Here is a 12,614-nt window from a genome sequence, read left to right on the forward strand (position 1 = left end):
GAAATGAATCCACGCCGGGACATGCTCGAGACGAGCGGGGTGTTCTTGTTCATGACGATTCCTTCGCAATAGCTGAGGGTTGAAGAGAAGGCGCACCGACTCGTTGAATTACTTCGCTCAGGTAGTGATAACTCTTCGTGGCCGCGTCCAAGGACCCGCATTCCACGGATAGAACCACGTCGTGGTCGGCGGCGGCGAGCGTCCTCACGATCCGCTCCCAGTCGATGACTCCCTCACCGCAGGCGCACCCAAGCATTCCGCGAACCTTGCCGCGGTACTTGGCGGCGTCCTGCGCCGAGATGTCTTTGGCATGCAGGTGGGTGACATTGCCGACGATAGCTTCAAGCCATTTGTGCGGATCGTTTTCACTCAGGAAACTGTTGCCGGTGTCCAGATTCACTGTGAGCGCAGGCGAGTCGACCAGCTTCAACAACCGGTCAAGGCCGGCCGGGGTCGCCGTATATGGACCGTGGGTTTCTATCGCAATGGCAATCCCACGGCGTTCGGCGACGAAGGCAGCCTCCTGCAGGGTGTACCGCATCAGGCTGTAGTTTTCTTCCTCGGTCGTCCATGTGGGGACCGGCCCGTCGTCGACCATGATCATGGGCGCTCCGCATTCCGCGGCGTAGCGGATCGATTGCTTGAGGTAGTCAACCGCAATGTCCGGTTTCGCTAGGGGCGCGTGGCTGGATAGCGACGAGATCCGCAGACCTCGGCTTTCGGCGGCGTCCTTGAGGATGAGGGGGTCATCGAGCATCGATCGGCTGTGAAAGTACCCTGCTTCGCTCAGCAGTTCACGGCCCCAGTGGACCATCGGCTCGACGTATTTGTATCCGATTTCCGCCGCACGGTCCATGGCCCAGTTAAAAGAGCCGTTTTCGTATCGTGCGAACTCGAGATTGAGCCCTAGTTTAACCTCGCCCATGACTTTTTTCTCCTGCTTAGAATCCGCGTTTGGCGACGTACTCGTCGCGGGTGTCCCCGTGGTAGGCGGGTACGGCGATGTCCCACCAGCCCGTGGGGTGCATTTCTGTCCACGGGAGCTCGGTTGCGCTCATGGCTTCGATGACGACCGGCCCTTCGGTGGCGAAGGCGCGCTCAATGGCTTCAACGAGCCTTGAGGGGTCCTCCACACGTTCAGCGGTGCAGCCCAAGGATCGGGCAAACTCGGTGATGTTGGCGAAGTACGGTTTGCCGTCGGGGGTGGTCCAGTTGGTTATGAGTTTGCGGTCCGACCCGAACAGGCTGATCTGGAGGTCCTTGATCGCTTCCCATCCACCGTTGTTAAGGACAACCACAACGAGCGGGGTTCCCAACATTACGGCCGTGGAGAGTTCGGTACCGGTCTGGAGGAAGCTTCCGTCGCCGACCAGGGCAAGCACGGGTGTTTCGGGTACGGCGATCTGGGCGCCGATGGCGGCGGGGAGACCGAAGCCGATCCCGGACATGCCTCCGGCGACGATGTTGGTTTTCGGACCATAAATCGGGAATTCGTTGAAGGCCTGGTTGGCGGGGTTACTGGAGTCCGTGACCAGGATTCCTTCCCGGGGCAGCGCCTTGCGGATTTCGACCATGGCCCGGGAGTTGGTCATGGGGAGGTAGTCCGTTTCGCGCATCGGGCGCAGGTGGTTCTCCCAGCGTTCCTTGTACTCCTGGAGCTCTTCGAAGTACTCGGTGCCGTGGTAGTCGGGGCCTTCGCCAAGGGATTCCCGCAGCAAGGCCAGCGAGCTCTTTGCGTCGCCGACGATGCCCACTTCGACCGGGTAATTGCGTCCGATTTCGAAGCCGTCGATGTCGATCTGGACCAGTTTGGTCTTGGACGGAATGTTGAAGGTTATGCCCTCTTTGTAGGAGGAGGTGATGCGGTCACTGAAGCGGCAGCCCACGGCAAGGATGACGTCAGCTTTAGTCGTCATGCTGTTGCCCGGGATTGAGCCCATGTCTCCGCACGGCCAAGCGTAGAGGTCGTGATCTGCAGGGAAGGCGCCCTTGCCCATGAAGGAGTGGGTGACGGGGGCTCCGAGCCGCTCTGCGATGGCCAGGAGTTCTGCGCTGGCTTCGGCGGCGATAACGCCGCCGCCCGCGAGAATCACGGGGCGCTTTGCTGTGGCAAGCAGGGCCGCAGCTTCAGCCATGGACGTTGCGTCACCGGTGGGACGCATGCGGGGGCGCCGGGCTCCGGGGATGTGCTCGTAGTTCCCGTACTCAGCCTGGAGGTCCTGAGGCACATCGACGAGTACCGGACCCTTTCGGCCTTCGTTCATGGTGTTGAATGCCTGGGCCATGACCATGGGAATCTGCTCCAGGCGGCTCGGCTGCCACCAGCGCTTGACCACGGGTTCTGCCATGCGCGGGAAGTTGTTCCCGTGCGGCCGGTCGATCTCCTGAAGTACGCCGCGGTTTTCCATGTACGTGTGCACCGCGCCGGTGATAAGAATGAACGGCTGCGAATCAGCGAATGCTGTGGTCAGCCCGGTAAGCGTGTTGGTGGCGCCGGGCCCAATGGAGGTACAAACGGCAGCGATTTTGCCGGACGCCCGGTAGTAGCCGTCGGCCATATGCGCCGCGCCCTGCTCGTGCATGGCGGGAATGACTTCGATTTCGTCTGCTCGGTCCACGAACGCGTCCAGAAGGGCGGTGTTTCCGTGGCCGGGAACGGCGAAGACGCGGTCGACGCCCTCTCGGATGAGGCAGTCGACAATCATCTGTCCACCGGTCAGTTGCTGATCTGTCATTGTTCTTTACTTCCTGTAAGGGCTTACTGACTAAGAGCTTCCGAGCTTGGAAGCCCGCGAATAGGAGGGATCTTTGGCGCTGAGGGCGACCTGTTCTGCGACGCGGAAGGCGTTCGCAGCGATAGTCAATGCTGGATTCATCACGGGGAGGGACGGGAAGAACGAGGAGTCAACCACAAAGAGGTTGTTGACATCGTGGGAGCGGCAGTTGGGGTCAAGTACCGACGTGTTGGGGTCCTCGCCGGCGCAAATGGTGCCGGCCTGGTGCGAGTTGACCTCAATCCCTGTCGTTTCGCTGAACACCAGGGGGTAACCCAGCTTGTGGAGGATCCGTTTCATTTCGCGGACCAACACCTTGTGAGCCCGGACGTTGTTCGGTACCCACCGAATCTGGATTCCCTTGTCGGATCGCAGAGTTACCTGGTTCTTCGGATCGGGAAGGTCTTCGGTGAAGAGCCACCAGTCCACGCTGTGCTTTGCGGCCTCGTTTAATGCCCATTTTGGTATCAGGGGCTTCTGGCCGACGAGCATGGCGCCTTGCAGTTTGCCGATGAGCTGTACGTGTCCGAGGGGGTAGGGAAAGTCCTTTGTGCCCTTGGTGTAGTAATCGTTGATGTACAGGGTCTTCTGGAATTCGACCTTGTTTCGTTTCGGGTGTATCGCGATCATGATGCTGTTGTTGTGCACCATGTAGTTGCGGCCCACCATTCCGGATGAGTTGGCCAGGCCCTCTGGGTGTTGCCCGTTGGCTGACCTCAGCAGCAATGCGGCGGAGTTAACTGCGCCGCATGCGACCACAACCGTGGCAGCGCCGATGACGAAGTCCGAGCCGTTTTGAACGATTTTCACGCCGGTCGCGCGCTGTCCGGTCTCGTTTGTGAACACCTGGTCCACATATGCGCCAGTGATGAGTTCGACTGTGCCTGCTGCTACCGCGGGGCGCACGCATGCGACGTCGGCGTCCATTTTGGCGAGCACCCTGCAAGGAAAACCGTCGCACGTGCGGCATCGGATACAGGTTCCGCCCTGACGCAGGTCTATGCCGAGGGGAATATTTGAGGGGGTTAATCCTGCTTTGCGCAGGCCGTCAGCGACCCACTGGACCTCGGGCTCGTGACCAATTGCAGGGTAGGGAAATGGTTCTTCCCTGGGGAGCGTCGGGTCATCCTCCTGGTCGCCATGGACCCGGTACACCTGTTCAGCAAGGGTGTAGTAGGGCGCCATCTCGTCGTACCCAAACGGCCAGGCAGGTGAAGTGCCCTCTTCGTGTTCAGTTGCCAAGAAGTCCTCACGCCGGAACCGGACGAGCGAGGAGCCGTAGAACTTGGTGTTTCCGCCCACGTAGTAGTACGTACCCGGGCTAAAGGGTTCCCCCGCTTGCGAATACCAATTTTCGGCATTCTTGTAGCGGCCTTTTTCGAAAACGGCTTCCGGACTCCAGTTCTGCTTCTCCTGAGGGACAAACCCTCCCCGTTCCACGAGCAGAACGCTGCAGCCGGAGTCCTTCAGGGCATAGGCGAGAGTTCCCCCACCCATGCCGCTGCCGATAATGACAACGTCATAGGTGGTCTTGGTCGGCCCCTGATGGCGGATTGGGGTCTCAACGGTCATTTCTAATACCTCTCGGTTGCAGCCAGGCGGGGTGAATGGTCCAGCAACTGCGTACTTGCTTCGGAAAGAGGCTGAGTAGCTCAGTGAGAGCCGCATCACCTATAAGTAAGAGTACACAGATTATTGATTTACTCAAGCCTGGACTTTGGGTAACGTTAGAACTGCGGAGCGATTGGGGCGAGGGGGCCAGCCATATACTTTGTGACCCTTCTCATTTCCTCTGCCTCTAGTGTACGATCGTACGCATCGAAGGTAAAGAGTGTACGACCGTACATTACGATCAGCTCTCTTAGCCTCTGAAAGGGCTCGGTGACAAGTGCTGACGCATCTCTCGCGAGACCATCCCCACCTAGGCAGTAAGGGAAGGAGGCGGCCCGTGAGTACCCGCCGCTTTGATCCATCCCGGAGGGATCGAATAATCGAGGCCACTTTAGGCCTTATCGCCGAGCAAGGAGTAGCCGGGGCAACGTATCGAAAGATAGCGATCAAAGCAGACATTCCACTGGGATCGCTGACGTACCACTTTTCCGGCGTTGATAACCTGCTCGATGCTGTCTTCTCAAGATTCATCGAACGGTCGGCCGCCAGTTATCTGGATCGATTCAGCGAGGTTCACGAGGGCGAGCCTGCCGGCCCAGTCATCTTAGAGATGATCGGGGCAGGAGGATTGGCTGGACACCCCCACCAGCTTGTCCTGTCCGCCGAACTTCAGGCCCTGGCAATGAGAAAGCCCGAGTGGCGAAGGCTCTATCAATCGTTGATGGCCACAAAAGCCCGGTCGCTTGAGAAGCACTACGACCCTCTAACAGCAGCTCTCATCGAAGTTGTCATGGATGGCCTCGCGTCCCGTATGGCTCTGGATCCTTCATTCACAACCGGTCAATTAGCGGTCGAAGCCCTTCAGCGGCTGATACCCCCACGACCTGGCTCCGGCCCGGCAGGCTCAGGAAAAGCCAGTGCTCCGAGGCATTCAGAGGCGTAGGGCCCGCCGGGCACCAACACCCCGCGCCCAGTGTCCGCTGTCGGTACTCATTGAAAGGAGTAGCCAAGTATGGAGCCACTGCTCCGGCACCCAACCACTAACAACCGCCACGCCTTCGACACTCCTTTTCATCGATCCGTTTGCCGAGCCGGCGGCGGTGATGCCTGCTGGCCGCCCCGTTACGCCTCGAAAGGTACAAAAGGCAAAGCCTCGCCGGGACTCAAAGGCAAACAGACTTGAAGCAATTAATGCTGTCAGTCTGGAACTTGAGCGAATGGCACGGGAACGCACGTCAATGTCGAATAGGGCCCAGCCCTGCGGTCTACCTTCCGGGCATCCGTAGATTTAGGAAAGCGAGCCACCGCTGCTGCTGGCAGAAGGATCGTCGGAGAACTGCAATTCATTTACCGGTTCACCGTGAACCCCTTTTGGGACGGCCGGCTGACCGTCAGCCGAGTTCTCAACGGCAACGTTAACTACCCTGCTTTTGGCCAACAGATTTTCTACCGCTTCCGCCACGAGTGGTCGGTCATATCCGCCGGGCTCAAAAGCACGATGAATGGATAGACCTTCCACAAGTGCGTCGAGTTGTCGCGATACCGTTGGATCGAAGTGACGTTCAAAAGCCTCGCGGCTGCGCAGCATCCAATCATGGGTCAGGTGGCGGAACTTCTCTTGACGTGCAGCCAACGTGTAAAGCTCCAGAGTCAACACGAGTGAGTCCGTGTCCTCATACGTGTCTTGGACAATCATTTCCACGATAGCGTCCCTCACTTCGCTCACGCTCCGTGCTTCTCGCATTCTGCGCTCGAAGCGATCGCTGATCCTGGTGGCAAAACGTGTAAATGCTTCGTGTAAGAGGTCGTCCATGCCGTCGAAATGGTAGGTCATAGATCCCAAGGGAACGTCAGCCTTCGCGGCTATTTTCCGATGGGATGTTCCTGCCACTCCTTCTGCCGCTATAAGCTTCAGGGTCGCGTCAATGATGCGATCCCTCCGGTCAGGGTCAAAGCGTCGTGCAGGCATTCTTCGCTACTCCCCAATGACCCTGGCAACTCGCGCAGGGTTGCCCATCGCGACGACATTAGGCGGCACGTCCCTAGTGACGACAGAACCGGCGCCAACCACGCTGTTTTCTCCGATCGAAACCCCGGGTAGGACGATTACTCCACCTCCCAGCCACACGTTGTCGCCAATGACGATGGGCCGGGCCGCTTCCAATTTGTCGCGCCTTGGACCAGGTTCCACCGGATGAGTGGGTGTCAGCAGCTGAACGTTTGGGCCAATCTGGCAGTCCCTGCCCACTGTTATCGCCGCAACATCCAGAGCGACGAGGCCGTAGTTCACGAAGGTTCCCTCCCCGATTGAGATTTGGCTCCCATAGTCTACGAACAGGGGCGGACGGATGTGTGCCCCGCTACCCAAACTGCCGATGAGCTCCCGGATAATAGGCTGCGCTTCATCGATGTCCTCAAGGTATGCGGCGAGGTACTCCCCGGCTAACCTGATAGCCCGCTGCTGCTGCTCAAGAATCAGGGGGTCATCCGAGACATATAAGTCACCCGCGAGCATCCGTTCGTGGTTGCTTCGGTCATCTCCCGCGAAGTAGTCCGTGGCCATGTGTACAAGTGTACATATGTAGGCGCCCACTGATACTCCAAATATTACTGATCGGGCACTATGCAAAGGGTGCGTCAAGCGCTGAGGCGCTTTGCACCCGAATTGCGGACTCTAAGTACCATGCTGTTGCCACTGCCAGATCTGCATCATTTGAATTCTGCATCGTGCCCCACGACTCGATTCGATCTAACTTTGGACCATACCTTGGTCCATTCCCGGTCGCCGTCCAAGGCCCGGGCGGTTAGAACTACCGCTTGCCCTTTTTGCGTGAGCCCTTGCCTCGGCCCTTGTCCGGATTCGGGGCGTAGCGCTGGGCCACCTTTGGCTTCTTGACGGCTGGGCCGCGCCGGTCCGGCTTCGGTTCCTTCTTGGGCTTCTCCTGCTGGGCCGAGGGCTGCCGGGAACTCGCCGCGGTGCGGCCGCGGACAATCCCGATGAACTCCTCGATGATGTCGTCCGTGGAATCACTGGGCCAGGCCAGTGCGATCTCCGTGCTTGGCGCGCCTGTCAGCCGGCGGGCCACGGTGTCCTTGACATTGAAATGCCGGGCCACGGACATGGGCAAGATCACCAGGCCTGCGCCGGACGCCACCACCTGCATGGCCGCTTCCGGGCCACCCATTTCAGCGACATCCAGGAAAGTCTCTGCCGACAGGTCGGCCAGTGCCACTTCCTCAAACACTGAAATCTCGTGCCCCTTGGGCGCCACCACCACGGGCTGCTCCTCATACAGGGGAATCACGTTCAGGCCCTCGCGCTCCACCGGAAGCCGGACAAAGCTGAGGTCCGCAGAACCGTCGCCTAATACGGAAAGCTGGGCGCCGTCGTCGGACATAAACGACTCCAGCGGGATGTCCAGCACGCGCTCTTCCCAGCGGCGGATCCACTTGCCCGGGGTCACGCCGGCCACATAGGCGAAGCGGAGCACGCGAGGCGCCTCCTGCGCGGCATCGTCGGACGGGGCCGAGTGGTCGGGACTTGCGTTCTGCGGGGATTCATTGTCTGCGGGCACGTCTTCACAGTACCGCCCGCGCGGCCCCGCGATGCCGGAACGGGTGCGGGGTTGATGCGGGACTGGTACTGAGATGGTGCTGGACTGGTGCTGTTTTGGTGCCTTTCAGGCGGGCAGCCAGATACCCTTGAACCATGACCTCTGCAAACTCCCAGTCCATGAAACCGGCCACCGTTGCCAAGAAGCTTGGCATCTACCTGCCGGCAACACCGCAGGAGTTCCAGGATTCAACCATCAGCCGCGCCGATTTCGCCGAACTCCAGGCCAACCCGCCGGAGTGGCTCGCGGAGCTCCGCCGCAACGGCCCGCACCCCCGCCCGGTGGTGGCCCAGAAGCTGAACGTCTCCATCAGCGGCCTGGCCCGCGGCGGTGTTGAGGAAGCGCTGACGACGGCGGAAATCACCGCGCTGCTGCAGGCTCCCCCGGCGTGGCTGGTCACCGAGCGCTCCACCCACGCCGCCGTCCGCACCGAAGCCCAGCGGGTCAAGGACGAGGCAGCCAAGAAGGACGCCAAGAAGGCCCGCGCCCAGGCCGAGTAGCCTCCGCATTTCATAGGCTGGCAGTCAGTCCTGGTGCAGCTGCACGAAGTTGCCGCAGCCGTCGTCGAACACTGCGCTGATCCCGGACGGATCCTCTGACGGTTCGCCCTGGAACGTCACGCCGGCAGCCACCAACCGGCGGTACTCGGCCTGCACATCCGGAACCCCGAACGTGATGGCCGCGATCCCGGCGTCGTGCAGTGCGTTCATGTAGTTCGCACCGATCGGGTTGTCACTGGGCTCCAGCAGCAGCCCCACAGACCCGGCATCGGCGCCGGGATCCTTGATGATGAAAAGGTTGTACTCGGGCATCGCCATCAGGGTCTCGAACCCGAGGGTCCCGGTGTAGAACGTGTGGGCCGCGGCCGGATCCTGGACATGGATGCTGCACATTTTCAGTCTCATGGTCCCAAGCTACCCGGCAAGCAGCCAGCGCGGGAACCTCCAATCCGACGCCCCGCCGGTGCGAGAGGTCCCCCCATTGACCCCCGCGTCCGGAGGGGTTGCAATGGAAGTAGCAACCCGGAATCCTGGGCCGGGCCTGACGCGGGGAGGTGCCGCAGTGCCGGCATTCGCAGAATCCGTCCTGTTTGGAGCGTTGCAACTGGGTTTCTGGGGTGCAGTGCTGGTGTGCGCGGTGACTGCCACCGTCCTGGCTGTCCGCCGGCATTCCACACCGGACCCTGCCGTCCACGCCCCGGACCCCGTGTTCTGGGACGTCTTTATGGGATCCGCTGTAGCACTTCCAGCAATCCTCATTCCCACGCTCGCATCACCCTTGTCCGGCGCGGCTCTCGCCGTTCTGGGGACAGGGACGGGCGTGGCCGCCTACCGGGGCAGTCCACAGATCCTCGCCTGGCAGGAACGCCGCCGGCAGCAGCGGCAGGACCGGCCCGTTCACCACGCGGCGCAGGCTGAACATGACGCACTCCTGACCCGGTGGAGCCGCTACGAACTGGACCCTGCCAGCTGCATCGACTATCCCGCCATGACGGACGTCCGGATGCCCGAAACCTCCGCCCTGATCCGGGCCATGAGGGAGGCAGAGCAGCTGCGGGCGGTGCCGCACGAAGGGTACGCTCCCGCCGTCGTCCGCTTTAGTGTTGCCCTCGCCGCAGCGGAACGGGCTGCCGGGATCCCTGCCGGAATTACCGCCGGCGGACATTAACTGCCGTGTCGCCCCCACTGGAGTCCGGCGGCCGGGCACCGTAGCATCCGAGGATGGAACCCACAGAAGCGGAAATCCGTGACCAGTTCGGCAGGCGCCTGGAGGACAAAGGCGCCTGGCGGCAGGCCATCACCCTTGCAGCCGCCGGGGAACTGACGGCGCGCTGGCTGGAGGGCAAGAGCGAGTACCAGGCCGCCACCTTCACCGCCCGCTACGACGCCGAAACAGAACCCATCGCGGCGGAGCTGTCCGCCCTGAACAGGAGCGGGCTGTTCACCAAGGAATCCCAGCCCGGCCTGCGGACCGAAAACTCCGCCCAGCGGCAGTACGTGACCGGCTTCTGCAGTGCAGAGGCGGCCGTGGAACTCCTGGCCCTTTCCACCCGGACTGAGCTGGTGACTGTGGCGCACGCCCCGGGCGAGGCCAGCAGCGCCGCCATTCCGGTAACGCTCGACGGCGACGAGGTAGTGACCGTCCTCGGCTCCAGTGAGACTCCGGTGGAGGAAGAGCAGATCCGGGACTGGGCGGACGAAACCAACGAAACGCTGGCGCTCCTGCTCGCCGACTCCTGGTACGTGGAAATCCTCGATCCGGTCTGGGGCCGGAACGATGTGCTGCTGCCGGCCGTCCTCGCCGCACTTGCTGCCCGGCAATAGCTGCTGGAAGAAACCGACGCTTTAACCAGAGGACGGGCCGACCGCTTACGCGGCCGGCCCGTCCTCTACCGCTCCAATTCCTAAAGCTCTACCGTGCCGCTGTCGCCCACACTCATCCGGCTGTGCGTCACTTTGGACTTCACCCACTGGAAGACCGTGGCCGCGGTCCCGCCAGGGCTGGTCCAGTATTCCGCGGAGTCCGAGTCGACGCGAAGCAGGCACACCTCAGGAGTGTCCGGCCCGTCCGGGAACCAGGCTTCAACAGTCTGGTTCCACATTTCGTGGATCTTGGCGCGGTCGGTGACCACCTCGGCCGTGCCGGCCACCGATACCCACTCGGTGCGTTTGCCGAAGGAAACATTCACCCGCGGGTTGGCCTGTACGTGAGCTACCTGCGAGGTGCCAACGCTCGTGAAGAACCACAGGTCACCGTCCTCCTCCACGTCCTGGACGGCGAGGGGACGGCTGACCAGGGCGCCTTCTTCGTTGATGGTGGTCATCATCCCGATGTGGGAATCGTTGATGATGCCCGTAACTTTGCTGATGTTCTCAGTGTCCGTCATGCTCACCTCGTTCTGATCGAAAGGGAAGTTCCCGCGTCCAGCCTATTGGTAAGCATGCTTCTTTTCTAGTGACGGTGAGCGCGCCGGCCTATGCGTGAGCCGCCGCCTTGACGGCCAGCACCGGCCGGTCCGCCTGCATCAGGATCCGTTGCGCGTGGCTGCCGAGGATGAATTTGCCCACCTGCGTGCGGTGGCGCAGGCCGATGACAATCAGCGACGCATCGGCCTCCCGGGCGAATTCCAGGAACTCGTCAGCAAGATCATTCAGGTACGGCGGCTGGATAGCGGTGGCCTTCACACCGGCTTCGGTGGCCCGCTGGGCTGCCTGTGCGAGGACGTCATCGGGCGCCACTGACTTGTCCACCAGTGCGCCTTCCCTTGCGGAGTTGACGATCACCAGGTCCTCGTTGCGCAGCTTGGCTTCCGCGATGCCTGCCGTCAGAGCGGCTTCCCCTGCGGGTGTTGGGACGAATCCGACAACGATGCTCATACCTTCTCCTTGATTTCTGAGGTTGACGGGCCGGCCTGGATGGAGGCCTTGCGCTTGGCTGCGGCATCGCCAATAACCGGCAGCACGGCTACCAGGACGAACACCCCATTGGAACTCCTCGTTGAGATTCGGGGCGAGGCCGGGTCTTCGCGTGTGAACCGAATCCCGGGGCGAGGCCCGGTCTTCGCGTGTGAACCGAATCACTTCTGGCTCGCCCAACGACCATAGTGAGGCCTTATGATGCATGTCTAAGCCCCAATAAGCATCAGGTGATACCCGGAAGGCATCATGTTTACGTTTGACCAACTGGCCGGATTCATTGCCGTGGCGGAGGAACTCCACTTCGGACGGGCAGCCGAAAAGCTGAATATGACCCAGCCGCCGCTCAGCCGCCAGATCCAGAAACTGGAAAAGAGCATCGGCACGGAACTGCTGGAACGCGACAACCGCAAAGTGCAGCTCACGCCAGCCGGGAGCGCGTTCCTGGACGAAGCCAAGCGGCTCATGGCTCTGGCCAACCGCGCACCGGTGACCGCCCGCCGGATCGCCACCGGCCGTTCCGGGGTGCTGCGGGTGGGTTTCACCGCCGCCAGCGGGTTCAGCATTTTGGGTCCCCTCCTGGAAGAGATCGCCTCCATACTTCCCGACGTGGACATCGACCTGCAGGAGCTCGTGACCGGAGAACAGATCCAGGGCCTGCTGACGGGCGAGCTGGATCTGGGACTGGCCCGGCCACCCTTCGACCGCGACGTCTTTGATTCGCATCTGCTGTACCGGGAGTCCATGGTGCTGGCCGTGCCCACGGGCCACCGCTTGGCCGAGCTGTCCCGCCCCGTGGAGGACGAAGACATACGGGACGAAGCGCTCATCATGCATTCGCCCACCAAAGCCGCCTACTTCTACGACCTGGTCATCCGTAAGCACTCCATCCAACACGGGAACGTCCTGCATACCGTGAGCCAGATCCTCACCATGGTCTCCCTGGTCGCTGCCAAGCGAGGCGTAGCCTTTGTCCCGCATTCAGCCACGCTCCTGGCGATCAAGGGCGTCGAATTCCTGCCGCTGGCCGGCAGCAGCAGCGACGAACCGGTTGAACTGCACGCCATCTGGAACCGCAAGGTGACCAACCCCGCCCTGCGGCGGCTCCTGCAGAACCTGGAGTTCCGGACGGAGTAGTGGCCGCCGTCGGAAGTTCAATACCCTTTTGGTATCAACGCATACACAAAAACACTTAGACA

The 12,614-nt window shown here is 61.4% G+C and carries 14 protein-coding genes; 5 read left to right on the forward strand and 9 right to left on the reverse strand.

Annotated elements, in window-relative coordinates:
• Positions 1–49: 49 nt before the first annotated feature.
• Genes ACZY1F_RS20290 through ACZY1F_RS20300 form a run of 3 tightly spaced genes read right to left on the reverse strand, consistent with a single transcriptional unit; the run spans position 50 to position 4,346 of the window.
• Positions 50–925, reverse strand: coding sequence for a sugar phosphate isomerase/epimerase family protein (locus ACZY1F_RS20290; RefSeq protein ID WP_463944232.1), 876 nt, complete (start codon positions 923–925; stop codon positions 50–52).
• Between the two features lie 16 nt (positions 926–941).
• Positions 942–2,735: a thiamine pyrophosphate-binding protein gene (locus tag ACZY1F_RS20295; RefSeq protein ID WP_463944233.1), complete on the reverse strand. Its 1,794-nt coding sequence runs from the start codon at positions 2,733–2,735 to the stop codon at positions 942–944.
• Between the two features lie 30 nt (positions 2,736–2,765).
• Positions 2,766–4,346, reverse strand: coding sequence for a GMC family oxidoreductase (locus tag ACZY1F_RS20300; RefSeq protein ID WP_463944234.1), 1,581 nt, complete (start codon positions 4,344–4,346; stop codon positions 2,766–2,768).
• A gap of 376 nt (positions 4,347–4,722) precedes the next feature.
• Between ACZY1F_RS20300 and ACZY1F_RS20305 the strand changes: the two genes are divergently transcribed.
• The gene (locus tag ACZY1F_RS20305) at positions 4,723–5,328 is read left to right on the forward strand and encodes a TetR/AcrR family transcriptional regulator (protein ID WP_463944235.1); all 606 of its coding nucleotides are present in this window, start codon (positions 4,723–4,725) and stop codon (positions 5,326–5,328) included.
• Between the two features lie 345 nt (positions 5,329–5,673).
• On the opposite strand, the gene ACZY1F_RS20310 is transcribed toward ACZY1F_RS20305, so the two are convergent.
• From ACZY1F_RS20310 to ACZY1F_RS20320, 3 genes are all read right to left on the reverse strand, one after another.
• Positions 5,674–6,354, reverse strand: a complete 681-nt coding sequence (locus ACZY1F_RS20310; RefSeq protein ID WP_463944236.1) for a TetR/AcrR family transcriptional regulator — start codon at positions 6,352–6,354, stop codon at positions 5,674–5,676.
• 6 nt (positions 6,355–6,360) lie between these two features.
• Positions 6,361–6,948, reverse strand: coding sequence for a sugar O-acetyltransferase (locus ACZY1F_RS20315; protein WP_463944237.1), 588 nt, complete (start codon positions 6,946–6,948; stop codon positions 6,361–6,363).
• Positions 6,949–7,195: 247 nt separating this feature from the next.
• Positions 7,196–7,960 carry a LysR substrate-binding domain-containing protein gene (locus ACZY1F_RS20320; RefSeq protein WP_463944238.1) on the reverse strand — a complete coding sequence of 255 codons (765 nt, stop codon included), beginning with the start codon at positions 7,958–7,960 and terminating at the stop codon, positions 7,196–7,198.
• A gap of 134 nt (positions 7,961–8,094) precedes the next feature.
• Between ACZY1F_RS20320 and ACZY1F_RS20325 the strand changes: the two genes are divergently transcribed.
• Positions 8,095–8,499: a DUF5997 family protein gene (locus ACZY1F_RS20325; RefSeq protein ID WP_463944239.1), complete on the forward strand. Its 405-nt coding sequence runs from the start codon at positions 8,095–8,097 to the stop codon at positions 8,497–8,499.
• Positions 8,500–8,523: 24 nt separating this feature from the next.
• On the opposite strand, the gene ACZY1F_RS20330 is transcribed toward ACZY1F_RS20325, so the two are convergent.
• Positions 8,524–8,904 (reverse strand): VOC family protein, encoded by a 381-nt coding sequence (locus ACZY1F_RS20330; protein ID WP_463944240.1) that lies wholly within the window; start codon positions 8,902–8,904, stop codon positions 8,524–8,526.
• Positions 8,905–9,007: 103 nt separating this feature from the next.
• Between ACZY1F_RS20330 and ACZY1F_RS20335 the strand changes: the two genes are divergently transcribed.
• The gene (locus ACZY1F_RS20335) at positions 9,008–9,667 is read left to right on the forward strand and encodes a hypothetical protein (protein WP_463944241.1); all 660 of its coding nucleotides are present in this window, start codon (positions 9,008–9,010) and stop codon (positions 9,665–9,667) included.
• 53 nt (positions 9,668–9,720) lie between these two features.
• A complete protein-coding gene (locus ACZY1F_RS20340; RefSeq protein ID WP_463944242.1) occupies positions 9,721–10,323 on the forward strand; it encodes a DUF6919 domain-containing protein in 603 nt (200 codons plus the stop codon).
• 80 nt (positions 10,324–10,403) lie between these two features.
• On the opposite strand, the gene ACZY1F_RS20345 is transcribed toward ACZY1F_RS20340, so the two are convergent.
• A complete protein-coding gene (locus ACZY1F_RS20345; protein WP_463944243.1) occupies positions 10,404–10,886 on the reverse strand; it encodes a pyridoxamine 5'-phosphate oxidase family protein in 483 nt (160 codons plus the stop codon).
• An 88-nt stretch (positions 10,887–10,974) separates the two neighbouring features.
• Positions 10,975–11,376, reverse strand: a complete 402-nt coding sequence (locus ACZY1F_RS20350; protein ID WP_463944244.1) for a universal stress protein — start codon at positions 11,374–11,376, stop codon at positions 10,975–10,977.
• Between the two features lie 288 nt (positions 11,377–11,664).
• Between ACZY1F_RS20350 and ACZY1F_RS20355 the strand changes: the two genes are divergently transcribed.
• Complete coding sequence (locus ACZY1F_RS20355) at positions 11,665–12,552, forward strand: LysR family transcriptional regulator (RefSeq protein WP_463944245.1); 888 nt, start codon at positions 11,665–11,667, stop codon at positions 12,550–12,552.
• The last annotated feature ends 62 nt before the right edge of the window (positions 12,553–12,614 follow it).

It is taken from the genome of Pseudarthrobacter xylosi, from assembly GCF_055412765.1.